The following is a 26,509-nucleotide window of genomic DNA, read 5'->3' on the forward strand; positions in this document are numbered from 1 at the left end:
AAGCTATTTTATTTCCTTTTTCATTAAAGCTAAATCCATATGTTCGCCATACATTTCTGGCTGATACGAACGCACGATTTCAAAGCCATGATTTTGATAATATTCAATACCTTTAGCATTTTTATTGTCTACTTCTAAATATACTGTATCGTACTGACCTTTAAATGTTTCTATACCTTTATTTAATAAACTTGTGCCGTATCCTTTATGCTGTGCTTCAGGATGCACATAATGGGCAGATAAAAATAGTTCTTTACCATAAATAAAGTTGGCAAATCCTACAATAATCCCTTCTTCTTCAGCAACTAAAAATAATTGTTCTTTTAAACGTTTCGCTAAATGTTGCTCATTATAAGAAGCTGCCAATAGTTCGTTGACTGTTGATGCAGCATAAATTGCTAAATACGTGTTATACCAAGCTTTTGTAGCAACATCTCGAATGGCTACTGCATCTTGCTCAGTCGCTTTTCTAACTCTATACATGCCTGTCTCTCCTGACCGTTAATGAAGTAATAATAGTTGCATTATATCACATTTTGAGTTATTCATATCATTATTATAGATATGAGACTTAAGCCATTAACTTTTTAGAAATGTTACCCTAGAATATCTCTTTAAAATTTAAAAATCACGCATTTAAAAGATAGCTTATCATCCAACTTGCTAGCTTATATCTTATTACTAAATGCTTGATTCCATTCTGTTGCTCTATCTAATGCTAGTTTATCTTTCATAATATCTCCGGGACGTTCGGCTGTACCAATAATGTATCCTGATAACTCTGCTTTTACAAAATCTAAACTATATTTCATTTGTGTAATACATGGTTTAGCTTTTACTTTAGGTACATCTCCACCTACTAAAATCAAACGAAAATCAATTTGGGACATACGCATTTTAAAATCTTTGTATTGTGGATCTATAAGTGTTTCTGACCAATGATCGATAAATGCCTTTAATGAAGCTGAAACACTATACCAATATACGGGTGATGCAAAAATAACCACATCACTTGCTAACACTTGGTCAATAAGTGCTTTATAATCATCAGAATAAGAAGTGATTTCTCCCTTATCATGTCTAGCATCTCTAACTGGATTTAGCTGATATGTTGTCAAATCTATCCAGTTATATTCAAGTCCTTGTAGTGCATATTTTGTTAATTGTGCCGTATTACCATCAGGACGACTTCCTCCAAATAACACTGTAATCATCATACTCATTCTCCTTTAATTCATAATATCATTATTATTTATGATGCCAATATTGACATTGTTCTTAATACCCATTCTTCTTACTTTCAAGTTCTATAAATACACATTAACATACTCAATATAAAAAAAGACTTCTGACACTTATATAAACGTTATCAGAAATCTTTTTACTTATTATTAAGACATTATTTTTCTATTGGAAATAATTGTTCAATCGTCTCAATATCTTTGTCCGTCAATGTAAGCTGTGCTGCTGCAATATTTTCTTTAACCTGTTCAACTCGTTTAGCTCCAGGTATAACGACATCCAAGGCTGGTCTTGTTAAATAAAAGGCTAATACAATATTAGCTATTGATGTTTGATGCGCTTCCGCAATTGGTTTTAAAGCATTGACACGGCGGACATTATCTTTAAATGTTTCAGGTTGAAAATCCCGACGTGGAGCTCGGTGATCGTCAAATGTCATATCTTCTGTGTATTTGCCAGCTAAAATGCCTGAAGCTAGCGGAAAATATGGAATAAATGTAATATTATTTTCAGCCGCATAAGCCATAATATCCTCATTTTCACGATGCAATAAATTATACTCTAATTGCACAACGTCGACATAACCATCTTTGTTGGCTTCTTTAAGTTGTTCTAAAGTAAAGTTAGAAACGCCAATCGCCCTAATCTTTCCTGCTTCTTTCAATTCTTGCAATGCAGCAACAGCTTGATCTTTAGGCGTTGATTCATCCGGAAAATGTATATAATATAAATCAATATAATCTACTTGTAAACGCGCAAGACTCTCTTCTACTTGTGACTTTAAAAATGCCGGTTCATTATTATGATAAACTTTACCGTCTTCATTTATGACATGAGATCCCTTGGTTGCCACTTGAACTTGCTCTCTTGGATATTCTTTAAGTACTTGACCTACAAGTTCTTCGGAACGTTTAGGTCCGTAAATGAAAGCTGTATCAATTAATGTAATACCATTATCAATTGCTTCACGTACAACTTGTTTACCTTGTTCTTCATCTAAATTAGGATATAGATTGTGTCCACCAACTGCATTGGCACCTAACGCAATAGGGTAAACATCAACATTTGATTTGCCTAATTGTACTTTAGTGGTCAAAACAATACACTCCTTTAACTTTATCTATTTATTATTATTTACCCACATCATGTAAAAACATTCCATACTTCTGCTCAATAAGACTAATAAGTTGACACATTGCTTAACATTTTATTTAATGTAACTATAATAGTTACATTAAGGTGGTGACATGATGAACTTAGAATTTAACATTGCTGTACATGTCTTATGTTTTTTAGCAAAGCATAAAGATAAGCATTATAGTAGTACTGAATTAGCAGAATTGACGTGTTTAAATCCAGTACAACTCAGACGTGTAATGTCACAATTAAACAATAGTAATTATATACAAACAATTCGTGGTAAACATGGAGGATATCAAGCTAATCAACATACGGCTGCTATCACCCTAGCAGAACTTTATTCACAATTTGTTCTCGATAAAACACACACACAACGCTTATTCACAGGCAGTATCGATAGTGATTGTATCATTTCAAATCAAATTGCCACTACCATGTCACACTATCGCGAACAAGAACAGCAACTGATTTTAAATTTTTATCGTGATAAGACAATCGATGATGTGATTGAAGATATAATAAAGGAGGCATAATGTTATGACACATTATGATTTATTAATTATAGGTTTTGGAAAAGCAGGAAAAACGCTTGCAAAATTTGCTGCGAATCAAGGGCAACGTGTCGCAGTAGTTGAACAATCTGCAAACATGTATGGCGGTACATGTATCAATATAGAACGTTTATAGTTCCATACAAAAATACCGTATCTTAATAGATACGGTTTAATCTCATCAACCAAGATGACTTTTTTATTAAAACAAAAAACACCCACTAGTTGGTGAGTGTTAGTCACTTTTCCATTCTATATCAATAATATCAGTTCTTCTCATGCTACGATACGAACTATTCTTACCTAAAATATACATAGTTGCTGGGATAAAAAAATCACTATTGTAACCTTTTTTCAACCCAAGTATCATTAATTTACTGTTTTTATCATCTATAAAAGCCACATCAATTTTTTGCGGATTTATTGACTTTTTTGGAACTATGACGCATAGCCTTATTTCTCTATCAATAAAACATTTATGTAAAAAATTATAATTAATGAGGCGATCTTTAATATTGTCATATTCATGATGTTGCTTTATAGTTTCATGCGTGATTTTACCTTCTGCAATTCTTCCAATAATTTTTTTGGCGCTCACATTGTTTTGTGTGTAATGTAAACCTAATAAATGAGGTAAATTGTTTTTGTGAAAAGATATTTTAAAGGTAGGAAGTCCTTTATATTTGGTTTTAACTTCTACATAACCATTGCAAAAACAATTAATGAAATCATTAAGGATGTTTTGTAAATCAACATCATTTTGATTGTTTATTTTTAAATATGTTGATTTCCCCACCTAGTACACCCCTTAAAAATATCCCTACAAACATTAATGTAAGTAGGGATTATGTATGAGAGTGATGGCAAGGAAGAAGTCTCCTGCGGGACCAACAGTCAGATATATGGCCTCTGCCGGGCTATACAAATCACTCCTATTTGTATATAACTATAATTCTATAGTTACAAGACGAACTAACTAAAAGCGCTAAGAAGTTAGGAAGAAAGAATGAGTTTGAGAATTAACTTTCTTCGTAATTAACTATATACCTTGTTGTGCTATTTGTAAATAATTAAGCTGAAATTCTTTTCCTATTTGGATAACTTTTATAAAAATTATACACACATTTTATAGAAAAACCACCCAGTGACATGTATGGGTGGTCAAGGCTTCATGGATTTCGAATGTTTAACATGTAAGTTTATTTTAACATAAAAAAATAGGGCAGTCGATAAGACTACCCTTTCATAATGACGTGGTAAACATACTATAACATATTAAGTTATAGTTCCCCACAAAACACCCTTGCTGTCTGTAGATTTATCCCAAGTTCTGACGGGTAACCATACATTTTTACCATTGTTTGCTGTATACGATACCCAAATGTAACCGTCTTGCTTGCATACAGTGTCATAGATAATGCTTTGACCAGCTTGTAAAACTCCAGCTTGAGGACATGAAGTAAATGGCCCTATATATCTTGTTCTAATCGCGGTATTGGGTGTAAATGTTGCATGTTCCGCTTTGTAATAAGTACCGTATTGATTTACTTTCCAGCCGTTCGAGTTTGTGCGCGTGGCAGGTGTAGAAGCACTGCCAGGTTTGTTTACTATTGTTGTAGATGTAGGCTGCTTACCGATCATATACGCTCGAATTTGTTTGATGAAGTAATCTTTTAACTTCAATCTAGCTTGTTCAGTGATAGAATTGTGTATTGGGTCTAATCCAGCGTGTAACTTCATTGATCTGTGTGGGCATGATGTTTGGCTAAATTCATTGTGTAAGCGTACAGTGTTTCTGTTAGCAGGTAAACCCCATTTTTTGAGTTTCTGCGCTGCAAATTGAAATACTGCTTGTTCATTTGCTAGAAATTCTTTGTCACTAGCACTTAATGATTGGTTCACTTCTATACCGTAGAAATCGTGGTTACCGCTACCAGGATTGATACCGTCCGCACAATGCCAAGCAATACGACTTTCGTCGATAGCCTCCCAGATGCCGTTTCTGTCAGCGTATGCGTGAGCAATACCACGCGCTAATCTGTCGTAGTTAGCATTCACTAAGCTATTGTAATAATTTTGAGAATTTGCTGAACCGGCGTCATTGTGTATGACAACGCCACGCGGATTATAGCCGCGTTTATCCATTGTCCAACCAGTGATGCGTTTTGTATTTACTTCTATTTTTTTAGTTTTCGTTTTATTAGTTTGAGTAGGAGCTTTTTTTGTTTCTGTTTTTAGCACTTTAAACTCTTTTGCTAATGGAGGTACGATAAAGTGCGTTAAGCCATAATAGTTATCCCAGCGCAATTTAGGTTTTTTGTTAGCATAACCGTTCCAATTTTGCTCTAAAATTTGAAATGAGTTAGTATTTCCACCGTTATAAACAATGCCTATGTGCCCGTATTGTGCGTATGTGCCGCTTGTAAATACGGCAATCCAGCCTTTTTGCGGCACTGTTTCTGGCATATTTTCAATAACTTTCCAACCGGTAGGGAATTTATTGTTAGGGAAGTCTTTAGCGTTGCCCCACGCCTTATATTGGTTATCAGTTAACCAAAGAATATAATCTGTAGGTAAGTCGGCACATTGTGCATGATAAAAGTGGTCTACATCAACGCAACCGGGTTCCATTGTGCTAAAAGCGGGGTCGTAACTCGTCCATGTTTTCACTCTATAAGGGCTGTCTACTGTGCCGTTTTTATAAGTGTCTAAACGTGCATTAATTTGTGATTGTGTTTTCATTGTTATTCCTCCACTAACGCTTTTTCGTCTGAATTGTCGCGTTCTTCTTCTGGTACATCTGTGTAGTGACCGCCACTTTTTGCGTCATCGACTGCGACTTCATCGTCATCATCTGAAAATGGTTCTGTTGTGTCGTATGTTTTTGGAGTTAATGCGCTAGGTACAGTTGTTTCAGATTTAAATTGAACCGGATGTGTATCCTCGTTTCTAGGTTTATTCAATTGCATGTCTAAGCCAGCGTCAGAGACGCCTTTTGTGTTTGGATTAGTGATAATACCCAAGCCGGCCAGAAGCGTTAAAATAGTGCCTACAATGCCGCTTACGGCCTCCAATTGTTGTGAGATATCTACACCAAAAATTTCAGCAATTTGTTTTGCCAATAAAAAAAGCGTTCCAATCAAAGCTGATAGGGTCGCCTTATTTTTAAGTCTGTTTATCCAATTAATTTTCATTTAATTATCTCCTTTTGAGTAAAATAAAAAGCCGACCCGTATAGGTCAGCTTGAAATTAAATTCTTAACAATCTATCATATATTACGTTTGAAATGGCATATCCACCATTTTTATTAGGATGTACACCGTCTTTGTACATCAAGCCGTTTGAGTTAGTAGTGTTGAAGTCTCCCAAAGCTCTGTATAAGCTAATAAATCCAATGTCTAAATCTTTAGCGATACGATATAATGCGTTGCTATATTCTGACATTCCTAACGCTGTATTTTGTACGTTATTTCCACTCGGACTTATCAAAAATACACTTGCTAATGGTTTACCTTCTTTTATTCGTGAAACGATTTCTTTCATGTTTTTTTCGAAATCAGTGATTGTCATACTCGCAGCCATATCATTCGTACCAAGTAAAATACCGAATGTGTTAGCGTTACAACGTTTGATTTGTTTAACCCAGTTGTCACGATCAGTTGCTACGATTTGAGATGATTTCAAACCACCGTTGCCCATTTTATGGATAACTACACCTTTATTGCCTTTATAAGCATAAGAGCCAATAAATGACACGAGACCCTCAACAACTTCAAGTGTAATTGTATGTTTACCTAAATCTAGTTTGATTGGTGTTACTTCTTGTTGTGTAGCATCAACTGTCGTCCATTCGCCGTTGTCTACTTTATATCGCCATTTTCCGATGTTTGACGTGTGCAATTCATAATAGTCGATTTCTTCATAGAATGTTACCACTATGCTATCGCCAGCAGTAGAGCTTTCGACCATAGCAGTATCTAAACCTTTAGCTTTTGGACCGATATCTAAATTCGCATCATATTGAGTCCAACTACCTTTTAACTCTACACTTAACAAACCATTGCCTGTATGATTGTTTGCTAGTCCGATAAAACCAATACCGCCGTCAGCATAGCCTAATTTCATAAACTTTTCTTTGAGTGGTAATGTTAGTCGGTCTCCACCTCTAAACTCGCCGCCCTGAATCCAACTGTCGCCAATAAATGCAATCTCTGTTTTGCCTGCGTAATCTGCATTTAATTGCTTGCTTATGTCAGCTGTGTATGATTTAAGTGTGTGTTTACCAAAAGAATCGATGTTATAATCAGTTTTATCTTGTGTAGCTTCCTTCTCTATAAATTCGCTAGGTATCTTTATTTCATACGGTATATAACTTTCTGGCACTTTGTCGCTTTTAACAAGCATCGTTGAATTAATCGCACTAGTTAACATACTAAATCTTACATACCACGCATCTTGAGGCACAGTGATTTGTGTTGTCGCCGTTGTTGTTATTGGTATAAAGTCAAAGCTTTTATTATAAAAAGCATATGTGGCAAAATTATTATTTTTAGATAATGTCGACGCATCTTTAATGTAAATGTAATCACTTGCTGAATAGTTGATGTTATCTGACAAAAGTCCATTAGTCTGATTGACATATTTGCCAGTTGTTACTCTTGAATTATCGAAAATATTTTCTGATCGTTTAGTAAAACTTAATTTATCTGCTGCTATACTGTAATCGTATAACATTTCATTCGAAACATATCTGCTAGGAATATTTTGATTTAAGCCAGGTAAGCTATAATTGAATTTTTCAAAGCTTGTTTTGGTGCTCCCTTTTTCAATTTGATAATTTAAGTAATTATAACCTGCATATTTAGGGTCTTTAATTGTAGTTGTTCTTAAGAAAAAAGCGTTGCTCGGCGTTTTGAATGTTCTTGCTTGTGAAGGTGTAGCCGATCTAGATAAACCACTTAAAAACTTTTTGTTAATGTCATAAAAAACAACCACATCTGCATAATTTTGTGTGTAGTTTGTATTTGGTTCAATTGGTAAAAAATCACTAGTAACGTATGTCTCGTTTTTAATTTCTTGCCCGTCAGCATAATTCAAAATAATGTCAGACGTTATTGTGTAAGCGTTAAATATGTTTTTTCCTGAAAATAAAAAATCAGTTCTAGGATAAGATACCGCTTTATCTTCTATGTCACTAAAAGCTGCTAAATCCTTCTTTTGAGCGTCTGTTAAACTATCGAATGAAACATTGCCGTCTTTTCCTGGCTCGCCTTTAGAACCTTTGAATTTGTCCGGGTTTTCATTGACATAAGATTTCAAGTCTGTTTCTAACTTTTCCTTGAAACTATCGTCTAACAGCCCCATAGCATTTTCTTTCATTACTTTTTCAACTAGGTATTGCAAGCTTTCCACATGAACCTCTTTACCAATAGGCCCAGTCATACCGCTATCAGTGATAGTAAAGTAGAAGTTAGCAACATGTATACTGTCTTTGTCATTTGCTAAGAATAATTTAGCGTCCATTTTACCAACGTGAAGAATTACGTTGTCTCTAACTTTGTATTGTATAACACCTTTTCTAGGGTAAAGTATGTCTAACGGTTCATCAGTGAATATAGAACCATCTTGAGCGAACAAATCTAATCTAGGTATCATGTTTGTTTTCGTAAAGTCTAATATCTCATTTTTATCTTTAATTGTAATTCTGATGTAAGCTGATCCGTCGTCTTCTGTATAGAAGTTAGCACCGATAAATCCATTCTCAACGTTGCTTACATTAATATTGGTTACAACATCTTTTAATTTTCGTACCATAAATACACCTCTAATATTTTTTGGATAAAATAAAAAAGCCGACGCATTGCGTCGACCTTTTATTAAATGCTACTTGCATTTGCCGAACCAGAAACAAGACCAAAGGTTTGCACCAAGTAAAAATTTGAACATAGTTTTCACCTCCTTTCAAATGCCAAAAACTAAACGTAGTACTGCTATAATCAATGAACCAATTATTGTTCCGACCAGCCCGAGTACCCACATTTTAATTTCTTTGATATTTTTTTTATTTTCTTTTTTACTCTCTTTTTCAATTTCACGTTCTCTATTGATGCTGTCTAGAGTAAAATTCATTTTTTGATTGACTAAATTTTGATTATGTTGACCATCCTTTATTTGTTCCAAAGAGGTAAAAATTTTCTCATCATTAACTTCTAATCTACTTACTCGACGCTCAAGGTCGCCTCTTTGGTTGTTATCCATATACCCACCTACTTAAAAATTGATAAAAAGATTTATTCTTTATCTTCTTTCAATTGTGATTTTAATTCTTCTATTTTTTTGCTTTGTTCTATAAGTTGTATTTCTAAACTAATAGACTTGTTCATTTCTTCTATTAATCTTTTTTCCAAAACTGCTTCTGTTACTGATTTTTCATTCATACTTCTACCATTCCTTTTCCAGCAGGATAGAATCTATATTCTTTTAATTGCATTTTTTTAACTATTTCTCTAAATGAGTAGTAACTATCTTCAACTTTAATATAAGCGTCATTTGTTTGTTCTGAAAATGCGATACCTACACCGTTATAAAAACTATATTCAGGTTTTTCTGTAGCAAAATTTTTTACTTTTCCTGATCCAAATGTTTGTATTGCAGAAAAATATTGGTCAGTGTTTTGATATGTGTATATACCGTTAAAAGAGTTCGTATAACAAGTATCGAACCGCCTTTCAGTAGTACCTAAGTTCGTTGGCATTGTTGGTGGACTTGTAGGCGCTAAAACATGGCCTGATGTTCCTTTTTTGTAAAGGGTAGGGTCGACGATTTCGTTATTATCAACAGAATAGTAGTACTCCATACCGTTTACACCAAATTTTATATTTGAACCACCTAACTTTATTGTATCCGAATATAAATTTATGATGTCATAAAAAGTCATCGCGTTATTTTCTTTAATCAGATATCCTTTTATAAACTCTATTCCACCAGCCATTGCCGCTGTGTTTTGCTCGTCCGAATCATAATCTAACACACCAAAACTTAAACCTACTTCCCTGCTATCTGGCCTTTGATCTCTTTTATTATCTAAAATACGCATACCTATTGAAGTGTGTATAGTTTCAGTTTTATTAGTATATTCGTTGTATTTTTCTAAATCGTAGTTGTATTTAATACTGTTTTTACTAGAATAAAAGTCAATACTACTATTCTTTTGGAATGACAGTCTTCCAGCGTCAAGCTCGAATAAAACATCGTCATTGTTACTGGCCAGTGTACCACCTCGGATATGGTCAGCAATCAACGTACCTGTTGTGATTGCATCCGCGTTAATACCATAACCGGTTATCGCACTTTTGAAGTTATAACCACCATTATCACTAATACCAATACCTCTACTGTTAAAAACAGTCATTATATTAGGATCTAATGGGTCTCGTGCAGTTATACCACTCAAACCAAATTCTAAGTTAGTTCTTGCTCTTTTCAGTGCGTCTGTATTGGTTTTCACTGCTTGAGGTAGTACACTATAACCTAATTTAACACGACCTCTTTTTAAGTCATCTAAATACTTTTGTGCTTCGCTAATACTTTGGTAATATCTCTCTTCACGTGACTTGTCGCCCAAAGTCACAACCTGCTTAGTGACGACATGCCTTGCATCTCTTGTTTCTTTTATTTCTAGTATTCTGAAACGTTCTCTAAAGTTAATAGTGTCATCTTCAACCATGATGATATCGCCTTCTTTAGGCGAAATGTAGTTCATTTTACCTGTTTTGTCTCTTAATTTTGTTGTTAAAAAATCAACAGAAATAGAAATTTTAAGGGAGTCGTCAACCAATGATTTTAGTGCTTTGTCCATTGTTTCTTCTAATTTTATTCTTCCGTCTTTGATAGGTTCTGCGTGTCTGCGTTGTTTAAATACTTTCTCGAGAGGATGTACATATTCTCTTATCAATAAAGCTTTTTCGAAGCCTTCTTCATCTGAAAAGTTACCATAACCCCTAGCATAAGTGGCCCAATTAGATGCGTCTTCATCGACTGATATTTCTTTAGCGTTAATTTTTCTTGAAAGGTAATACGCTGGCTCTCTCGAAACTTTGTCTTTTAACATGAATGTGTTTGATTGTGGTAAATACTCGAATTCTAAACCGTATCTATCAATACCGCCTAAAAATAAGTTTAACCTTGAGTCTCCCTCTCCAGCGTTTTGCCATTCTTGAGCATAAACAGTTGCAACTAACGTATAGTTATATATTGTATCTTTAAATACAGCATCGAAATAGGCCTTACCTGTATAACTACCGTCAATCTTTTCATAAAACCTGTCGTTAGCTAAGTCGTCGTAAACTTTTTCTCTTGCTACAATGGATATCGTCGGTTTTTTGTTTACTGTTTTTTTGTTTATAGATATAATGACGTATTTTCTCTTATCTCCGTTGCCCTCCACATTTGAAACCCACCAAAGTTTACCGACTTTGTTAATAAAATCAGCGTTTTCTTTCGTTTCAAATAACCTAACCTCTAAAAGACCGTCGCCATTTATCTTTTTGTTTAAAGCTGTTGTTGCTTCAACGGTATAATCTTGATTATTCGTAGGGTCTATAAAAACAAGCGACATTCTTATGCACCTTCTTTTCTATTTGTATTTGCCTAAAACAGATATTTGTAAAGTCCAAGGAGTGCCTGCAGCATCTTTATATGACCATACACGAACACCGATATATGAACCTATTGCATTTTTAGAAGTGCCGCCCGTTATATAATAATTACCTAAAATACTTACAGTAGTAGAGAAAACTTTAACGAAAGATATTCCTGCTGGAAACGGTATAGCGTTAATGTCGTAATAGTAAAAACCCGATGTCGTTTTAGTGTTTTCAGCTGTATAATCGTAGGTAAAATGCAATTCTGCAAAACCGTCTTCATATTTTGTTATATAATACGTGTCGCCCTCGAGAATTTCTACTATGCCATTAATTTTTTTACTGGCAATACTAGCGCTTGCTGCTTCTGTTTTATTTTTTAAATCGGTCATAGTCTGCGTTGCATTGTTATAAAATGTGTTGATATCAGAATTTTTCTTGTCGTAGTTGTCATTAAACGCTTTGGCCTTATTATTATAGTTATCGTTGAATGCATTCAATTTTGTTGTGTAGTTATTATTAAACGTAGTAGTCTTATCTGTGACATTGTCATTGAAAGTTTTAACTTTATTCGCGTAATCTGTTTCAAAAGTTGTTTTTAATGAAGTGACATCATTTTTTAATTGTGTAATTGTGCTTATTGCACTAGCACCTATGTTGTTGACATTGTTTTTAATACTCGTGTTTAAAGCGTCAATCTCTTTTTTAGATAAATTCAATTGACTTGTTAAATCTTCTTTGTATTGCGCAACAGATTTGTCTAATTCCTTTTTAAACTGTTGGTAAGGGTCGTAGTTTGCTTCTTCAAACTCTAACCAGTCAGAACCATTAAATACATATAATTTCTGTTCATTTCTTACATATCTTATTGTATTTCTTTTGTCTGGGTCAGGTAATTCTGCGGGTGGCAAATCACCTAAATTGTTAACCGGCGTTCCAAGATTAATAGTGTTTTGGTCAACAATTTTATTCCATATTTGTTGCGAAATTTGTTCTATAGCGTTTTCAACTCGTCTAAACAATTCGGAAAAATTTTCATTTATTCTGCCTAAATTTTCATCGTTTAAAGGTGGCGTAATTATTTTTCTCATTATGTCATCTCACTTTCTATTTGTAATAACATCTTGCATCTACAGTGGTTTTGACAACTGCGTTATTTTTAATTTCGATTTTGTTCCAACCGATTTTAATCTCCGGTTGTGTGTAATTTGAAGATTGCAAAATAGATAGGTTGTTATTTAAAATGTTTTGTCCGTCAAAAATGAGTGCTTCTCCAGCTTTAAAGTCTACATCTTCAATAATCACTAGTATGTCATTTATAGCAAAAGAAAAACCTTTGCTATCTTTTTTAAACTCAAATTTAATTATCTTATCCATGTTAGATTGATCGTTGGGTATGTTGCCCGGGTAATAAAAGCTTAATGCATTTACAGCATCAAAAACGTAGTTATAAGCTTCTGAATTACTAATAAGACCCATGCCATGTGACCAATCTTTGCTATTTTGATAGTTTTTGTTATTGTGTAGCGATAAAGTCGTATTAACACTTTCTGCAAATGGCAATTCGATTGTTTCAAATTCAAGTTCAGCTTCGCCTTTATGATTAGATTGACTTAAGCTTATAACATTAGCCAACCTTACTTTATAACGCTTACCTGATGACATTTCATTGGCTGTTTGCGGTGTGTCGAACGATGTTTCTTTGTTGTTTTCATCTAGAATTAAACCGCCCGAGTCGGAAGTTGTGTCTCTAAATTCATATTGCAATCTTTTTGGCCTTCTCATTTCTCTAATGTAAAAGCCGTCTAAATCAGTAACTATGTTGAATAATTTATCTCTGTGCAAAGGGAAGTCGCTAAGCTCGCCAGCAATGAAAGAAATGGGCACGCTTACCGTTCTTTTACGATAAACGCCACCCATGTCAAAGCGGCCGTGTAAGCCGTCTATTTGTTCATATTCTGTGTCTAGCTCTAAGCCACTTACATTGAAATCATGAACAATTATGCCAGCGCTACCTAGAGTGAATGACTCCCCGTCAAATTTCTGTATGAGTACATCCAACTAGTGCACCTACTTTCTTTTTAATTTCTAACAAGCATCATATCTTTAGTAGCGTGAACACCGTCAACCTTAGCTGTAATAGCTTCGTCGTCGAGGTCTAATTGTATTTTGATAGTATTTGTTGTCGGCTCTGCTTTTACGTTGTATGATGCGTTTAAATCGCCTTGTATGCTGTCTTTTAATCCTTTAATACCTTGAGAAATTCCGGATATTTCCGGTGTTTGTAGTTGTGGAGTGAATGCGTTGGCTACTCTGTCGCCAAGTTTTGCTGCGCTCTTGATTGTGTTATTTCCTTCTTGCATCATACCTACAGTTAAACCTTTAGCAATGAATACACCGACTTCATCACGCATCACACGTGAAGGAGAATGTATACGCAACGCACTTTTAATCGCACTAACCGCTCTACTTGCTAGCGCTCGAGCTCTCGACATTACATAACCGGCCATATTCATGATACCTCTGGCGATGCCACGCGCTAAGTCAGCACCCGCCGAAACCATTCTATAAACGCCGCCTCTAACAGCGTTATAAGCTCCAGAAATACCGTTTCTAACAGCACTACTAACACGACTCATTCCGCTGTGTACAGCACTACCCATTCGGCTCATACCGCTAGACATTGCGCTAGTCATGTTATGAACAGCGTTCGACACTGTAGATTTGATGGAATTCCAAATGCTACTTATGATACCTTTTACTCTACTCATAATACTACTTACTGTATTTCTAACTGCGTTAAAACCAGATGATACAAATGATTTAACAGCGCCTACAGCTCCAGAAACGATAGATTTAACACCATTCCAAGCTGATGATATAAATGATTTAACAGCGCTCATAACTGAACGTACAACATTTCTAACACTGTTAAAACCCGAAGATACACTGCTTTTGACTTTTGAAACTGACGAAGTGACAAATGACTTGATTGCGTTCCATACAGCTGAAATCACAGCTTTTATACCGTTCCAAACGCCTGTAGTTATAGCTTTGAGCGTATTCCACTGCGCTTGTACTCTATTTTTAATATAGTTAACAGCGGCCACTATAACTGCTTTTATGCCGTTCCAAGCGCCAGATGCAGCCGATTTGATAGCATTCCAAATTGCTGATAAAGCTGCTTTCAAAGCGTTGAAAATTGCCGTTGCTCCACTTTTGATTAAATTCCATACGGTCATCGCTGTTTGTTTGATTGTGTTCCAAGCGCCTGACCAATCTCCAGTGATTAATTGCATAACAGTTTTTATAATGCCCCAAACAACATTTATAGCTACTTGAATAGTCGTCTTAATAACTTCCCAAACGATAATAACAGCTTGCTTGATTACTTCCCACGCTGTTTTCATAGAAGGACCGAGCGCATTCATTACTGTCATAATGACTGTTTTGATAGCATTCCATACGGTTGTTGCTGCAGCTTGTATAAGTACATGATTTTCTTGCCACCATGCTACTAATCCGCCCCAAATGCTTTGAACGAATGTAACGATAGCAGTGACAACCGTTGATACAGTTGTTTTGATAACATTCCAAGCATTGATACACGCTTCTCTAAATCCGTCATTAGTTTTCCACAAGTAAACAAATATAGCAACTAGTGAACCTATGACAGCAATTACTGCCAAAACTGGCGCGCTTAAAGAAGTGAAAACACCAACAAGTAGACCGAAAACGGTTCTAACTAGAGATGCTTTACCAAAAAGCAATGTAAACACTTTAGTTAAGGCTTGTGTAGCAGCTTTACCAAGACCTAATTTACTAGCTAGCCCTACAATTTTAGTTATTAATGGTCCTAAGAAATCATACACACCAGAAATGCTAGGTACTAAAGCCATCAAAACACCTGCTAAAGATATAGAAATGCCGACTAATTGTGCTATTGCAGGGTGTGTTTCAAACAACTTAGCTAACCAACCGGCAAAAGCTGTTACAATTTTCAAAACTTGCGCTGCAATAGGTGCCATTGCGATACCAAAGTTAACCAAAGCCATTGCAATATTACCTATTAACTCCATGATAACCGGACCATTTTGGTTCATATATTGAACGAACTTCTTAAATCCGTCTGACTTAGATATCCCAGCGGACCATTCAGCAAATTTCTGCGTCATTTTCTCTAAAGATTTGAAAATTGTCGTTGAATTAGGCGCGAAAGCCTTGAATATATTAAAGATACCTATAAACGTATTTTTGAAGATGTTAAATATAATTGGTAAATTGGTTTTAGTATAGTTAATGAAGTTTTGAATAGCTTGGCTACCTTCAACACTGTTAGCCCATTTTTGAAAGGCCATAGACATGTTTTGGAAACCTTGTGATGACCATTTGAACAATGGCATTAATTGAGTAAATATTGATACTAAGCCGTCGCCAAAACGTCCACCTGCATTGAGTAAATCTCCAAAAATTTGAACACCTACGGTATTTAACGCTCTAAACGCATTCTGTGCTGTGCTAGAGCTAGTTACCCATGTTCTTAATTTGGCTGCATTATCGCTGATTAGCGTTGCTATTCCTGATAAAAACGGTCTCATTTGATTTAACGCGCTTGTAGCACTTCTTATACCAGAAGCCATTGCACCAAATATTTGAGACGCATTTTCTTTCACAATGCTTTGCCAAGTTGATTTAACGCCATTTAGAGCGCTTTTATAATTGTTCGTAGCACTACTTGCACTGATCGTACCTTTTTCAAGCATTTTTATAGCAGTTACAGCCATTCCAGCAAAACCTGTAACGCCTAAGCGCAACACTCCGAACGCTCCAGCAGCACCAACAGCACCGCCGCCAAGTGCAACAGTAGCATTACCTACAGCAGCAATTGCGGGTACTAAACTACCCAATATAGGAATTAACGCACTAAATGAAGCTAACAACAAACCTTTAATTATATTCGCTCCAATAGTCCCAAATGTTCTGATTGATTTAGCGATGCGATCCATTCGACCTTGAAAAACATCAACTTGTCTATTTAACCCTGTTAACGCATTTCTGAATCTATTTGAGTCTAAAGTTACCCTAGTTTTTATTTTGTTAGGTATACTTTTCAGCATCAATTTAAACCGGCTAACTTCCGAATTAGCTAGCTTGCTGTCTACTTCTAATTTGGCTGTAGCTCTCTTTTTAGCAAATTCAAGCAACGCTTTTTTAGTTTCTGCAATTTTTCTTCTGGCCTCTTCCGAATTAACTCTAATTTCCGCTGTTGCTTTAGATGAGCTTAAAGCTTTCAAACTAGCTTCAATGTTCTTAATTCTTGTTTCAGCACGCTTTGTGTTTGCATCTATATCAATTTCGCCGTTTTTGATGCCGTTCACAAGTCCTTGTAGACTTTTTATATTTCTAACCGCTTTGTCAATATCTGCTGTGATTTCAGTATCTGCGTTAGTTTTATCTAATCTGTTGATGATAGATTTAACTTCATCAGTTTTTCTTGAAAACTCACTTATGTCAGCTGTGACGTCAGGGTCTATCTTCATTTTATCTAACTCTTGTGCTTTAGCTTTTGATTTATCAATCTTTTTATCAAAATTTGATGTGTCAGCGTCAACATCGTTGTCTTTTAGTTTCTCTACAACTGCTTTAAATTTTTCAGAAACTCTTTTAGCTGCTTGTATTTGCTTTTTAAACCTGCTGACATCAGCTGTAACTTCTGTAGACACCTTGTAATTAGCCAATTATCCTCACTCCTTCCCTTTTGCGTCTTTGTTAACTTGAGCAACGAGTTTTAATTTATCTTTCAAACTCATGGCTTGCTCTACGTCTTTGCCTTTTTCTTCAAATTTGATAGATAAGCCTTTATCTAAACGTTTGATATTCTCTTCGTAATTCAATAAATCAGACGAGTCATTGAACATATAACGTTCTTCTGGCTTATTCTCTGTTCCAATGTTTTCAGTTAGTTGAGCGTTTCGAATTGAAAAGGCTAAATCAAACATCTGTTGTATTTGATCTAGCCTTTCATATTCTCGTGCCCACATACGATAGTAATATTCAGTTAGCGTCAGTTTTTCTATCTCTTGCATGTCGTATATTTTTAATTGAGACATACACGATACAACTAACTTGTCATAAGTTAATGACCTGTTTTGTATTATTTCTTCGCTTTTTTCGCTTCTTTGTACTCGTCCGGTACTAGGTTTTGGGTCATGACACGCTTTCCCAATTCCTTAATGATGTCTTGACAAAATTCTTCGATGCCATGTTCTTCTGCGATATCTTCTATTACAGTTTCTAGTTCACTTTCGGTTTTAGGCGCTTTGTTGTGATGTGCTGTAGCTGCTTCGATAATGTACGATAAAGAAACTGCATCAGCCATTTCCAGTCTAGGTACTAACATTTGTGTGCCTTGACCAAATGAAATATTTTCAGACTCCATAGCCATTACTTTGTCGATGATTCTTAAAAATTTTAAACCGAATGATAATTCTAACTCTTTGCCTTTAAAGTTGATATACATATTTATGTACCTCTTTCATTTTTGATTTTTGGTATAAAAAAAGGAGCAAGCTCAAGGCTTGCCCGTTTAAAATTAAAGTACAGGTGTTCCAGTTTCGGCCGCTCCGCTTTCTGTTGGTTGAGGTATTGAAGCTAAACCGTCGTTTGCAGGGTCAGCTTTCACAGTGTCGTGGAAGCCATATGCAAGTTTGTTATCTTCAATTAATTTAGGTAACGTTGCATAACCGCGTTTTTTCTTACCGAAAACAGCATATTCAGCTTCATATTCAGCAATGCCGTCAGCCTCATTCTTACGTTCGAACGATGTGAAATAACCTTGTCTGTATTCTGCTTTATATTTTCCTTCTGTGTTTTTAACTTGTCGATTGATGAACCAAAGTTCATAAGCGATGTCATCTTCAACAGCGTCCTCAATTTCGTCTGAAAGTTTGTCTTGTACGTCCATATGTGCTGTGAATTTAACTTCTGATTCTAAAGAACCGCCAGCACTAATTGAACCGTCCATTGTTTCAACACTGTCTTTATCTTTTTCAGTAGAGCGTGAGTGTTCAGTAACTAGCATTACTTTTTCAGCGTCTACTTTTTCTCCTAAAATTCGTAATAAAACTAATTCATCTTTACCTGATTTTTGTGGCATAAATAAACCTCCGTTTTTTTAATAAGTATCAAATTCTGCAACTATTTGACTGTGTGCTAAAGATTGATTTGTTGTATCTTCAGATATTTGATTAACAGTTATATCGTTTAACCTTACTTGATAATTAGGTAATGTCTCTAGTTGACTTAAATCAACTTGTAAACCGTACACAATGCTATCATGTAAGCCTAAATCACTTTCTTGTGACCAAATATCTATAGTGACGCTTGTTTGTCCGTCTATAGTGTCAAATGACCCTATATTCATACGACCGTCACTTCTGCTTAGAACAACAAAAGGATATGAAATATCTTCTGTCATCTCTTTTTGAGAAATGACAGGGATATCATATCCTTTAGCTAAGTCAAATGTTTTGTTGTAAAGCTGTAATTGTGGTGATTGCATTGCAACACCTCTATCCTTCCAGTAATTCTTTTAAGTCTTCAACCAAATTCTTTTGTACCTCTAAATATGTTGGCCACATAAAAGGTTCAGCCTCCATATAACGCGTTCCAAATTCTAAGAACCCGGAATAGCCGGCGTTTGATGTGATTTTATATGATAATTTACCGCTTTTTGCTGACTCTATTTCACGCCATAAATTTCCAGTCCAGTATCCTTTATTCATCACACGTTTAGCATTGTTTTTGGCAATACTCACACCGTCCATAGCGACGTTTCTAACAACTTCGTTTACATCGTCCTCAATGTTGTCTTCCATAAACTCAAAGTGTTCTATAAGCGCATCTAAATTCATTAGTTAACACTCTCCAAATAAAACACAGTATCGTGAATGTAGTGTTTTTGTGTAACTACTTTATATTTGGTGTTGTTAACTAATGCGTGGCTTACAGTATTATCGTAGTTGCCTTGAAGACGCGCAACCATAATATCTTTAGTAATGTCGCCAAATTCAACAGCTAAGCGCTCCATAGAAAGTGGATTGATATTACATACTTCTTCGTCGTAAGTGGTTGTTTTAGGCTCGTATTTGCTCGTCTTAGTGTTGTAAGCCCCTTTACTTTCAAGCATGAATGTTATTCTGTCGTTGTATCTCAATAAAATTTGATACTTCCTTTCGACCCGTTTTCTTTCGGGTAAAGTTCATCAATAATTGTTTGATACTCATCGAAATCATTCGCTTGAAACGTATTTGTACGGCCTTCAACACTTTCTGTCGTCATACCTTCAGCGCCTATTCTGTTATAACGTTTGACAGCCACTTCTTCGACAATGAAAGACAAGTTATCCGGTACACGTTCGAGATTTATAGGCAATTTGGATAATAAACGACTTTCAGTGTTCTTAATGATGATATCTAAGACATTGTCTTGTTTGTCGTCTTTTAAACCAAGTAACACTTTCACATTTTCTTTAGTTGCCATTAACAACACCTACTCTAAGTCTGATAAGATATCAGCTTTTGTCTTGTCATCTTCGACAACAATATTAATGCTTGATAAAGTATCAACTATATCTTTTTTAGTCATTTGTTCATTAACAACAACTAAATAACCTTTTTCTTTTAGATCTTTGATACGTTGGTCGTCATCACAAGAATAAACGTCGCCTTTTAAATAAAGGCGCTCGTTATCCGTCTTGTCTTTAAAGTTACTAGCTACTAAACAAACCATTTTACCACCTCTTTTTATACTACTGGTGTAGTTTCTGCTTTGATTGTCACTTTAACCACTGCGTCGATGTTTTCAGGGAACATTGAGATTGCAGAAGCAAATACAGTGTCAGCTGTTAAGCGTTCTGGTTGAATGTCGTGTAATACACCTACAAAGCCAGTTTCATCAGTCGCAAATGCAAATGCGCGTGATAATTCGCCGCGCGGATTAGCAAACGCTACGTTTAAGTTTTCAGCTGTTGTCATCCAAACTTCGCCAGCTGGTACGTCTGCAAATTCGATAACTCTAACACCAACGTATGGAGTTAATAAGTTTAATCCAAATTGAGCGCCATTTGAGTTAATGAAACCATTAGCGATATGCTCTGCTACATCGTTAGGGTTTACTAAAGCGATAGGAGTGATCTCATCATCTAATAAAGTAGATAAGTTAGCACGCCCTTTAGCTAAAGCTCCTTGTAAGTTTTTGCCAGTTAAAGCTGCTTTATTTGTACGATCAGCACTATCCAAAGCACCTTTTAAAGAGTTGAAGAAATCCTTACGGAAGTTCTTTTGTACATAACGTAACAATTCATTGTCAGTACGATTGATTGCTAAATCATAACCATGTGATTGAATAGCTTCTGCACTTGTAGATTTACGATATTTTTTGAATTTTAATTCAGTGATTTTAACTTGTTCGCGTTCAACTTTTGTTAATGGAATGATGTCGCCTTCTGCAACGTTTCCGTCTGGAGCTGTTGAGTCAACGATTTTAAAACGATATTGCTTAATTGCTGAACCTACATTCATAGGAATTTTGTTTGTAATAGATAATGCTTCGAATAATTTGTTTAATCCAATACCCATTCTGTTTGCGAAATCAATTGACTTCGCTTCGCCTAATGCCTTTACATCAATTAAATTTGGTTCTGCTGCCATAAATAATTACCTCCGATTATTAATTAAATAATTGTCTATTTTGAGCGATAGCTATTTGACGTTTGCTATCATCTTTTATGTTTAAAATATCTTCTTTAGTCAGTCCACTTGTCGTGAACGCTTTCGGCGATTCTTGACGCAATGCTTCTTTGACTTGTGTTTTAACCATTCCGTTTAATAAATCAACGAATGCATCAACACTTTCTTTAGTTCCGTTTGCATCTTCTTTCACAACAAAATTTAGTAATTCATCACTAGCATCGATATTCTTTTCTTTCAACATAGCGCGAGCTTCTGAACGCATTTCATTTGTCGCTTTTTCTGCACGTAATTGTTGCAGCTCTTTTTCCATTTTTTCGCGTTCATACTCTGCTTTTTGGTCTTTGTTCATCTTAGCTAGTTTTGCGGCTTCTTCTGCTTTTTCTTCCGCTTTCTTTTGTTCACGAGCAACACGGTCTTTAATCATTTGGTTAACTTCTTCTTGTGTAAATGTTTTATCAGTATCTTTTGACTGCTTTGTTTTATCGTTTGAAGTTTCGTCTTGATTTTCTTGTGTTTGCTCTTTTACTTCTGTTTCTTCAGTAACGTTACTTTTTATTTCTTCTGCCATGAGATATACCCCCGTTTATAGTCTGTCGACTGTTTTTCCATACGAGCTTTTAACGTCGTCAGCACGTTTTGGACATAAAAAAATAACCACCAATTTGGTAGTTTTATATATACTTACTTGTTTTATTTTCTTTCGTTTTACCTTCTTTTATCGTTGGTTCGTTTTGCTTTTGCAATTCAACTCTTATTAACTTTAATTCTCTAGCTATTTCTTTTAGATATGATTCGTTGCTTCTCAATATTAACAATCCTCCACATCTTATTTGATTCATCATAATAAGCAATGTTATTGCCTTTCACTTTAACTTTTAATTCTAGTTTCATTTTATTGTTACCTTAGCGCCTTTGTAGCGTCCTTTTCTAGAGTTTATAAAGTCTTTTCTTCTAGTAGGTGCGAAAGGTATCGTTGAAGATCTACAGTGTGGATGTAGTGGAGGTGCGTTTAACCCTGGTGTCATATCTTTAACTTTATAGATATTGCCGTTATGACTTAAACAAGTTTTAGATGTCTTTTCATCCACTTTGGCAACGAATTGATATCTAGCATCTTCGCCTAAAGTATCAGTGTAATACTCTTTTTGTGCTAACGTTTGAACCCTTGCTGCTTCTGTTATTAACAATCGCTTAGCATCTGATGTAGCGACATCGTGTTTCTTCCTAAGTTCAGAAACAAACTCATTCGGGTGTCTACCTCTCAATACAACGTGTGATGCAATACGTTGTACATCGTCGCGTAATTCATCCATATTAGACCATAAGCGCTTTGACCATGTTGTATTGCCAAAATCAGCATTGACGATAGATGTTACTTTTTGTGGTGTTATTTCTACGTTGTCGCCTAATATCCCGGCTTGACGCTTTATTTCTCTCTCTACAGCGTCATGCATGTAATCAGATAGCTTATTCTCTGTTTCGGCTGTAAAATAATCTATCAGACTGTTTAATTGGCCTTTTAACAATTCTTCTCTAGATACATACATCTTTGTGTTGTACTTCTTGAGCTCTTTGTTAGCCTTGTCGCTAAAGTCTTTGGTTTCTACATACTGCTTAGCCTTGTTTTTAAATGCTTCTACGTCAAAACTATCAACTTTCTTTTTAGCTTCTTTGATGTTCAAGCCTTCATGATTCGCATACTTAGCATAGAATGACATTATTTCTTTCTCTATCTCTTTAATCATGGTCATTAATAACATTTCTATGTCTTTAATTGCCGCTTTATCACGTTTTACTTCTTGTACAATCCCTTTTTGAGCTAATTCCCACCATTGAGCATCACTCTTCGACATCTATATTCACATCTTCTTTGTTATCGTTTGTTAGATTGCTGTATTCGCTGTTGTCACGGGATTGTATTTGCTTTTCTTTTTCTTTTTCCATTTTCTTCATTTCTTCTTTAGGGTTTTTGATTATATCAAGTACACCTAATCTTGTTTCTTCTGAAACACCACCATTTAAATCGTTAAATATTTCAACTGATTCTTTTAGTGACTTTGGCAAGTTAGGAGTGAATACAATATTTAACTCCGAATAGTCATGATTTTCAAAACTTTCTATATTCACTTTGTTTAGAAGCAACTTGTATCGCTTCATCAACCCTTTTTTAAACAATCTCTCTTTTATCGCTCTAACTTGCTCAAGTCCAAACAATTTATATTTCATTGACTCGCCAGATTGAACACCGCTAAAATTTTCATCGTTTAAATCTGGTGTGTTTGTGTATTTGTGAATATCGTTCTGTAATCTCTTTTTATATGCTTCTGAACCGGAAACGTCATATTGTTTGTAAATATACTTAGCGTCAGCTTTGCCTTCTCCACCATTAGCATTTATCGAAGGTTTGATGTGGATCATGTTTGCATCTCTAAACGCTTTCGCATCTTCTCCGTCTAAATCAGCATTACCAATCAATGCTAACATTGCATCGTTAGTATCTGACATATAGTTAGCTGTATCAGATTGGCTGGCATCATATAAATCAATTAAAGAAATAACATTCTCAAAGTCGCCTTGTTTGAATTGGTCGTTCAAGTATTCTATGACAGGTACTTCATTGTAGAAGTGCTTAACTACATCATTTACTACAATAGAACCGTCTTTGACTTGCAAATAATAAATGTCTTGTTCTGTGTAAACCTCTATATAGCTTGTAGGTATATTGTTTGCATCTGACTTTTCATAATATCTAACACCGGCTATAACGCGTTTGTCTAAAGAGCTGTCGTAGACAACGAATGTACTTTTAGGGTCTAATACTCTAAATGTGTCATTGTCTTTCATGTCTCTGTATACAATTTCGTATGCACGTCCGTATATAGACAAATTCAATGCTAAGTCGCTGTTTATTTCATCAGCATCGTTCTTGTCATTGAGTTCAATAATCTTGTTATTTGTTTTATTGTTCTTGTGTGTGATTGTGATAGGATTACCGGTTAGGTAACCAACTATAAACCTAGAAACGTATCTAGCATAGTTATGTACAGCTCTATGATCTGCTTTATCCCCATTACTATTCAAACGACGTTGTCCCGTTAATATATCTGTATTTCTATTCAAATAATAAGCTTCCAACATCTCTAGACGTGGTAATTGTTCTGTCTTGTGTCTGCTGATTAAACTTCTTAAAAAATCACCTTTAAACAATTCATCTAAATCATTGACAATAAAATCATCGTTAGCTATTGGAGAGAATTTTTCTGTTACACTCCCGACTGTATATAAAGTCATTAGCTCACTCCTTAAAACATATTTTTAATCATACGTAAATCTTTTGCGGTTTTCTTTTGTTTTTTGTTATTGATCATTAACATTTCAACACTATAGCGTAATGCGTCAATACAATGGTTATACGTGTCCACCGGTTCGTTATAATATTCACCTGTGTTTTTGTCTTTTTTCCACGTGTAATTGTCTAACTCCTCAATCGTTTTAAAACATCGTTCGTCAATAACGATATCGAATTGATTAAGGTATTGTATTCCAGAGATAATACTATCCTTACCCTTCATAGCAGGTCTGATTCGAGTAATGCTGTGATTATTTATTTCAGCAATACTTTTTTGTTCAGCGCTATCTGCTGTAATTTCTTCTTTAGCATAACCAAGTTGCTTTATGACATTAGCTATTTCATCATTCAACATACCTTGTTTAACATACTCTTCAATGATGTATAATTTCTTATTCTTTACATCTATTTTAGAATGTATAAAAGCACTAGGATCATTAACGTAACCAAAGTCCAATCCAAAACAAGAAGGTAAATGTCTTAGCTCATCTTTATTTATTAAACGTTTTTCATACTTAGGGAAAACTAATTTGTCTAATGTAGCAAATTCACCTAACGCATAAATTTTGTAATATGCTGGATTACGATTTGCTAACAACTCTAAGTTTTGACGCGTCATCTCATCAAGAAACTTATTATCTCGATAACTAGATTGTCTAATCATGACATTTTCCATCGGTTCATCATGCTCAAAGAAATACTTATAAACCCAGTTCAATTTAGAAACCGGGTTAAACATCAAGAATATTTGTTTGTTGATGTGTTTGCGTTCTCTCAAACGCAATGTCAACTGTGTGTAATCATTCAATGTGAATTCAGACGCTTCTTCCATCACTATGTCTGATATACCTTTAATCGACTTTATTTTCTCTGGGTTATCCAATCCTTTAAACAAAAAAACTGCGCCGTTTGGCAACACTACTTTGTTATCAGTCTTATTCCAAAGACACATATCCCAAATTCCAAAGTTTATTAAACATGCTTTCACATCTTCAAATAAACTATCTTTAATTGTAGACTGAACTTTTCTAAGCCATAATATACGTCTAGGATACTTCCAATCTTTCAATGCTTTAAGTACAACTTTTTGTATAACCCCATGAGACTTACCACTTGAACCGCCACCATAATGAACCTCTGTAAAGTTATCGTAATTGAACAGTACATCAAATATATTACGATTAAATACTTTAGCAGGATTGTCAAACCGCAGTTTAACTTTCGTCATCATAATCACCTATTTTAATTTCGAAGTTACGGTTTGTGATTTCCTGTTCTACTTTATCTCTGTATTTGTGTGGCAATCTATTTTTAAGTGCGAATATAAGCGACGTAGGGTTAGCGTGCTCGTACTTTTTAACTTTGACAACCTTACCTGCATTAGTGACCGTTTCTTCTTCGTAGTAGTAGCCTGTAGCTCTCTTATGAAGTGCGTTTTCTAATTCATAATCAGAGACTTCTTTGCCCTTTTTTAAGGCTGCTGAAAACGCTGGGTACTTGTCCGGCGTCCATGTTCTTAACGTAGAATAAGCGACACCTAAATTCTTAGCTATCTGCTCGTCAGTTAATCCGTCGCGTTTCCAACCCTCTACTAATCCGAGTTTGCTTTCTATATCTAATTTTTCGTATGCTGTTCTTCTGCCCATTTCATTTACCACCAACTCTCACGATATTATCTTTTATAAATTTAAAAAAAGCCATCCGTGTTTCTCACGGATAGCCTAATAGGAGTAAAACATAATTTGTTAGGAGACGAACATATAGTTTATATACCGCCCACTCATAGAGTAGACGGTTAAGCAACCAGGCGCACTACCTCCAATAGGAAAATT

At 35.1% G+C, this 26,509-nt stretch carries 29 protein-coding genes and 2 pseudogenes; 2 read left to right on the plus strand and 29 right to left on the minus strand.

Annotated elements, in window-relative coordinates; genetic code table 11:
• Positions 1-3 precede the first annotated feature (3 nt).
• From HMPREF2597_RS03900 to HMPREF2597_RS03910, 3 genes are all read right to left on the minus strand, one after another.
• Complete coding sequence (locus HMPREF2597_RS03900; protein ID WP_002459873.1) at positions 4-483, minus strand: GNAT family N-acetyltransferase; 480 nt, start codon at positions 481-483, stop codon at positions 4-6.
• Between the two features lie 185 nt (positions 484-668).
• Positions 669-1,214, minus strand: coding sequence for a flavodoxin family protein (locus tag HMPREF2597_RS03905; protein WP_002479425.1), 546 nt, complete (start codon positions 1,212-1,214; stop codon positions 669-671).
• Between the two features lie 185 nt (positions 1,215-1,399).
• Positions 1,400-2,338, minus strand: coding sequence for an aldo/keto reductase (locus tag HMPREF2597_RS03910; protein ID WP_002459875.1), 939 nt, complete (start codon positions 2,336-2,338; stop codon positions 1,400-1,402).
• Between the two features lie 154 nt (positions 2,339-2,492).
• Here HMPREF2597_RS03910 and hypR point away from each other — a divergent pair, with 154 nt between their 5' ends.
• Positions 2,493-2,915, plus strand: coding sequence for a redox-sensitive transcriptional regulator HypR (hypR, locus tag HMPREF2597_RS03915; protein ID WP_002459876.1), 423 nt, complete (start codon positions 2,493-2,495; stop codon positions 2,913-2,915).
• Positions 2,916-2,919: 4 nt separating this feature from the next.
• Positions 2,920-3,057, plus strand: a pseudogene (locus tag HMPREF2597_RS12350) (FAD-binding protein); the annotation flags it as partial.
• A gap of 111 nt (positions 3,058-3,168) precedes the next feature.
• Here HMPREF2597_RS12350 and HMPREF2597_RS03920 read toward each other — a convergent pair.
• From HMPREF2597_RS03920 to HMPREF2597_RS04030, 26 genes and pseudogenes are all read right to left on the minus strand, one after another.
• Positions 3,169-3,729, minus strand: coding sequence for a PBECR4 domain-containing protein (locus HMPREF2597_RS03920; protein WP_002478912.1), 561 nt, complete (start codon positions 3,727-3,729; stop codon positions 3,169-3,171).
• A gap of 479 nt (positions 3,730-4,208) precedes the next feature.
• A complete protein-coding gene (locus tag HMPREF2597_RS03925) occupies positions 4,209-5,675 on the minus strand; it encodes an SH3 domain-containing protein (RefSeq protein WP_070817156.1) in 1,467 nt (488 codons plus the stop codon).
• Positions 5,676-5,677: 2 nt separating this feature from the next.
• The gene (locus HMPREF2597_RS03930; protein ID WP_012990962.1) at positions 5,678-6,127 is read right to left on the minus strand and encodes a phage holin; all 450 of its coding nucleotides are present in this window, start codon (positions 6,125-6,127) and stop codon (positions 5,678-5,680) included.
• A 56-nt stretch (positions 6,128-6,183) separates the two neighbouring features.
• Positions 6,184-8,748, minus strand: coding sequence for an SGNH/GDSL hydrolase family protein (locus tag HMPREF2597_RS03935; RefSeq protein ID WP_070817157.1), 2,565 nt, complete (start codon positions 8,746-8,748; stop codon positions 6,184-6,186).
• A 147-nt stretch (positions 8,749-8,895) separates the two neighbouring features.
• Positions 8,896-9,192: a DUF2951 family protein gene (locus tag HMPREF2597_RS03940; protein ID WP_012990964.1), complete on the minus strand. Its 297-nt coding sequence runs from the start codon at positions 9,190-9,192 to the stop codon at positions 8,896-8,898.
• A gap of 32 nt (positions 9,193-9,224) precedes the next feature.
• Complete coding sequence (locus HMPREF2597_RS12705) at positions 9,225-9,371, minus strand: hypothetical protein (protein WP_012990965.1); 147 nt, start codon at positions 9,369-9,371, stop codon at positions 9,225-9,227.
• Positions 9,368-11,551 (minus strand): tail tube TT1 domain-containing protein, encoded by a 2,184-nt coding sequence (locus HMPREF2597_RS03945; protein ID WP_012990966.1) that lies wholly within the window; start codon positions 11,549-11,551, stop codon positions 9,368-9,370. The genes HMPREF2597_RS12705 and HMPREF2597_RS03945 overlap by 4 nt, the downstream gene beginning before the upstream one ends.
• 18 nt (positions 11,552-11,569) lie before the next feature.
• The gene (locus HMPREF2597_RS03950; protein WP_070817158.1) at positions 11,570-12,667 is read right to left on the minus strand and encodes a hypothetical protein; all 1,098 of its coding nucleotides are present in this window, start codon (positions 12,665-12,667) and stop codon (positions 11,570-11,572) included.
• A 16-nt stretch (positions 12,668-12,683) separates the two neighbouring features.
• Positions 12,684-13,637 (minus strand): phage tail domain-containing protein, encoded by a 954-nt coding sequence (locus HMPREF2597_RS03955; protein WP_070817159.1) that lies wholly within the window; start codon positions 13,635-13,637, stop codon positions 12,684-12,686.
• Between the two features lie 20 nt (positions 13,638-13,657).
• Positions 13,658-17,314 carry a phage tail protein gene (locus HMPREF2597_RS03960; protein WP_070817160.1) on the minus strand — a complete coding sequence of 1,219 codons (3,657 nt, stop codon included), beginning with the start codon at positions 17,312-17,314 and terminating at the stop codon, positions 13,658-13,660.
• A 6-nt stretch (positions 17,315-17,320) separates the two neighbouring features.
• Positions 17,321-17,686: a hypothetical protein gene (locus HMPREF2597_RS03965; protein ID WP_070647815.1), complete on the minus strand. Its 366-nt coding sequence runs from the start codon at positions 17,684-17,686 to the stop codon at positions 17,321-17,323.
• Positions 17,687-17,730: 44 nt separating this feature from the next.
• Entirely contained in the window at positions 17,731-18,096 is a 366-nt protein-coding gene (locus HMPREF2597_RS03970) for a tail assembly chaperone (protein WP_070481516.1), read from the minus strand.
• 72 nt (positions 18,097-18,168) lie between these two features.
• The gene (locus tag HMPREF2597_RS03975; protein ID WP_070817161.1) at positions 18,169-18,732 is read right to left on the minus strand and encodes a phage major tail protein, TP901-1 family; all 564 of its coding nucleotides are present in this window, start codon (positions 18,730-18,732) and stop codon (positions 18,169-18,171) included.
• 18 nt (positions 18,733-18,750) lie between these two features.
• A complete protein-coding gene (locus tag HMPREF2597_RS03980) occupies positions 18,751-19,137 on the minus strand; it encodes a hypothetical protein (RefSeq protein ID WP_070817162.1) in 387 nt (128 codons plus the stop codon).
• Between the two features lie 10 nt (positions 19,138-19,147).
• Positions 19,148-19,489, minus strand: a complete 342-nt coding sequence (locus tag HMPREF2597_RS03985) for an HK97-gp10 family putative phage morphogenesis protein (RefSeq protein ID WP_070817163.1) — start codon at positions 19,487-19,489, stop codon at positions 19,148-19,150.
• Positions 19,489-19,791 carry a hypothetical protein gene (locus HMPREF2597_RS03990; RefSeq protein WP_070817164.1) on the minus strand — a complete coding sequence of 101 codons (303 nt, stop codon included), beginning with the start codon at positions 19,789-19,791 and terminating at the stop codon, positions 19,489-19,491. Before HMPREF2597_RS03990 ends, HMPREF2597_RS03985 begins: the two co-directional genes overlap by 1 nt.
• A complete protein-coding gene (locus tag HMPREF2597_RS03995) occupies positions 19,788-20,117 on the minus strand; it encodes a phage head-tail connector protein (protein ID WP_070481521.1) in 330 nt (109 codons plus the stop codon). Before HMPREF2597_RS03995 ends, HMPREF2597_RS03990 begins: the two co-directional genes overlap by 4 nt.
• A 9-nt stretch (positions 20,118-20,126) precedes the next feature.
• Positions 20,127-20,366, minus strand: a complete 240-nt coding sequence (locus tag HMPREF2597_RS04000) for a hypothetical protein (protein ID WP_012990977.1) — start codon at positions 20,364-20,366, stop codon at positions 20,127-20,129.
• 14 nt (positions 20,367-20,380) lie between these two features.
• Positions 20,381-21,286 (minus strand): hypothetical protein, encoded by a 906-nt coding sequence (locus tag HMPREF2597_RS04005; RefSeq protein ID WP_012990978.1) that lies wholly within the window; start codon positions 21,284-21,286, stop codon positions 20,381-20,383.
• Between the two features lie 19 nt (positions 21,287-21,305).
• Entirely contained in the window at positions 21,306-21,896 is a 591-nt protein-coding gene (locus HMPREF2597_RS04010) for a DUF4355 domain-containing protein (protein ID WP_070817165.1), read from the minus strand.
• Positions 21,881-21,989, minus strand: a pseudogene (locus HMPREF2597_RS12550) (hypothetical protein). The gene HMPREF2597_RS04010 and the pseudogene HMPREF2597_RS12550 overlap by 16 nt, the downstream one beginning before the upstream one ends.
• Positions 21,990-21,999: 10 nt before the next feature.
• A complete protein-coding gene (locus tag HMPREF2597_RS12855; protein ID WP_256337085.1) occupies positions 22,000-22,134 on the minus strand; it encodes a hypothetical protein in 135 nt (44 codons plus the stop codon).
• A gap of 81 nt (positions 22,135-22,215) precedes the next feature.
• Positions 22,216-23,181 (minus strand): minor capsid protein, encoded by a 966-nt coding sequence (locus HMPREF2597_RS04015; protein WP_070817166.1) that lies wholly within the window; start codon positions 23,179-23,181, stop codon positions 22,216-22,218.
• Positions 23,168-24,619, minus strand: coding sequence for a phage portal protein (locus HMPREF2597_RS04020; RefSeq protein ID WP_070817167.1), 1,452 nt, complete (start codon positions 24,617-24,619; stop codon positions 23,168-23,170). Before HMPREF2597_RS04020 ends, HMPREF2597_RS04015 begins: the two co-directional genes overlap by 14 nt.
• Before the next feature lie 11 nt (positions 24,620-24,630).
• Complete coding sequence (locus tag HMPREF2597_RS04025) at positions 24,631-25,905, minus strand: PBSX family phage terminase large subunit (protein ID WP_070817168.1); 1,275 nt, start codon at positions 25,903-25,905, stop codon at positions 24,631-24,633.
• Positions 25,892-26,323 carry an HNH endonuclease gene (locus HMPREF2597_RS04030; RefSeq protein WP_070817169.1) on the minus strand — a complete coding sequence of 144 codons (432 nt, stop codon included), beginning with the start codon at positions 26,321-26,323 and terminating at the stop codon, positions 25,892-25,894. The genes HMPREF2597_RS04025 and HMPREF2597_RS04030 overlap by 14 nt, the downstream gene beginning before the upstream one ends.
• Positions 26,324-26,509: the final 186 nt, after the last annotated feature.

It is taken from the genome of Staphylococcus sp. HMSC063A07 (assembly GCF_001836955.1).
Taxonomy (GTDB): domain Bacteria; phylum Bacillota; class Bacilli; order Staphylococcales; family Staphylococcaceae; genus Staphylococcus; species Staphylococcus lugdunensis.

Excerpts from the sequence above, each read along its gene's own strand:
- HMPREF2597_RS04010 (WP_070817165.1), bottom strand. The coding sequence starts at position 21,896 with ATGGCAGAAGAAATAAAAAGTAACGTTACTGAAGAAACAGAAGTAAAA.
- HMPREF2597_RS03935 (WP_070817157.1), bottom strand. The coding sequence starts at position 8,748 with ATGGTACGAAAATTAAAAGATGTTGTAACCAATATTAATGTAAGCAAC.
- HMPREF2597_RS04015 (WP_070817166.1), bottom strand. The coding sequence starts at position 23,181 with ATGTCGAAGAGTGATGCTCAATGGTGGGAATTAGCTCAAAAAGGGATT.
- HMPREF2597_RS03945 (WP_012990966.1), bottom strand. The coding sequence starts at position 11,551 with ATGTCGCTTGTTTTTATAGACCCTACGAATAATCAAGATTATACCGTT.
- hypR (WP_002459876.1), top strand. The coding sequence starts at position 2,493 with ATGAACTTAGAATTTAACATTGCTGTACATGTCTTATGTTTTTTAGCA.
- HMPREF2597_RS03985 (WP_070817163.1), bottom strand. The coding sequence starts at position 19,489 with ATGAATTTAGATGCGCTTATAGAACACTTTGAGTTTATGGAAGACAAC.
- HMPREF2597_RS03930 (WP_012990962.1), bottom strand. The coding sequence starts at position 6,127 with ATGAAAATTAATTGGATAAACAGACTTAAAAATAAGGCGACCCTATCA.
- HMPREF2597_RS03905 (WP_002479425.1), bottom strand. The coding sequence starts at position 1,214 with ATGATTACAGTGTTATTTGGAGGAAGTCGTCCTGATGGTAATACGGCA.
- HMPREF2597_RS03940 (WP_012990964.1), bottom strand. The coding sequence starts at position 9,192 with ATGGATAACAACCAAAGAGGCGACCTTGAGCGTCGAGTAAGTAGATTA.
- HMPREF2597_RS04030 (WP_070817169.1), bottom strand. The coding sequence starts at position 26,323 with ATGGGCAGAAGAACAGCATACGAAAAATTAGATATAGAAAGCAAACTC.
- HMPREF2597_RS03925 (WP_070817156.1), bottom strand. The coding sequence starts at position 5,675 with ATGAAAACACAATCACAAATTAATGCACGTTTAGACACTTATAAAAAC.
- HMPREF2597_RS03970 (WP_070481516.1), bottom strand. The coding sequence starts at position 18,096 with ATGTATATCAACTTTAAAGGCAAAGAGTTAGAATTATCATTCGGTTTA.
- HMPREF2597_RS04000 (WP_012990977.1), bottom strand. The coding sequence starts at position 20,366 with ATGGTTTGTTTAGTAGCTAGTAACTTTAAAGACAAGACGGATAACGAG.
- HMPREF2597_RS04005 (WP_012990978.1), bottom strand. The coding sequence starts at position 21,286 with ATGGCAGCAGAACCAAATTTAATTGATGTAAAGGCATTAGGCGAAGCG.
- HMPREF2597_RS03900 (WP_002459873.1), bottom strand. The coding sequence starts at position 483 with ATGTATAGAGTTAGAAAAGCGACTGAGCAAGATGCAGTAGCCATTCGA.
- HMPREF2597_RS03965 (WP_070647815.1), bottom strand. The coding sequence starts at position 17,686 with ATGTCTCAATTAAAAATATACGACATGCAAGAGATAGAAAAACTGACG.
- HMPREF2597_RS03995 (WP_070481521.1), bottom strand. The coding sequence starts at position 20,117 with ATGGCAACTAAAGAAAATGTGAAAGTGTTACTTGGTTTAAAAGACGAC.
- HMPREF2597_RS04025 (WP_070817168.1), bottom strand. The coding sequence starts at position 25,905 with ATGACGAAAGTTAAACTGCGGTTTGACAATCCTGCTAAAGTATTTAAT.
- HMPREF2597_RS04020 (WP_070817167.1), bottom strand. The coding sequence starts at position 24,619 with ATGACTTTATATACAGTCGGGAGTGTAACAGAAAAATTCTCTCCAATA.
- HMPREF2597_RS03980 (WP_070817162.1), bottom strand. The coding sequence starts at position 19,137 with ATGCAATCACCACAATTACAGCTTTACAACAAAACATTTGACTTAGCT.
- HMPREF2597_RS03975 (WP_070817161.1), bottom strand. The coding sequence starts at position 18,732 with ATGCCACAAAAATCAGGTAAAGATGAATTAGTTTTATTACGAATTTTA.
- HMPREF2597_RS12705 (WP_012990965.1), bottom strand. The coding sequence starts at position 9,371 with ATGAATGAAAAATCAGTAACAGAAGCAGTTTTGGAAAAAAGATTAATA.
- HMPREF2597_RS03950 (WP_070817158.1), bottom strand. The coding sequence starts at position 12,667 with ATGAGAAAAATAATTACGCCACCTTTAAACGATGAAAATTTAGGCAGA.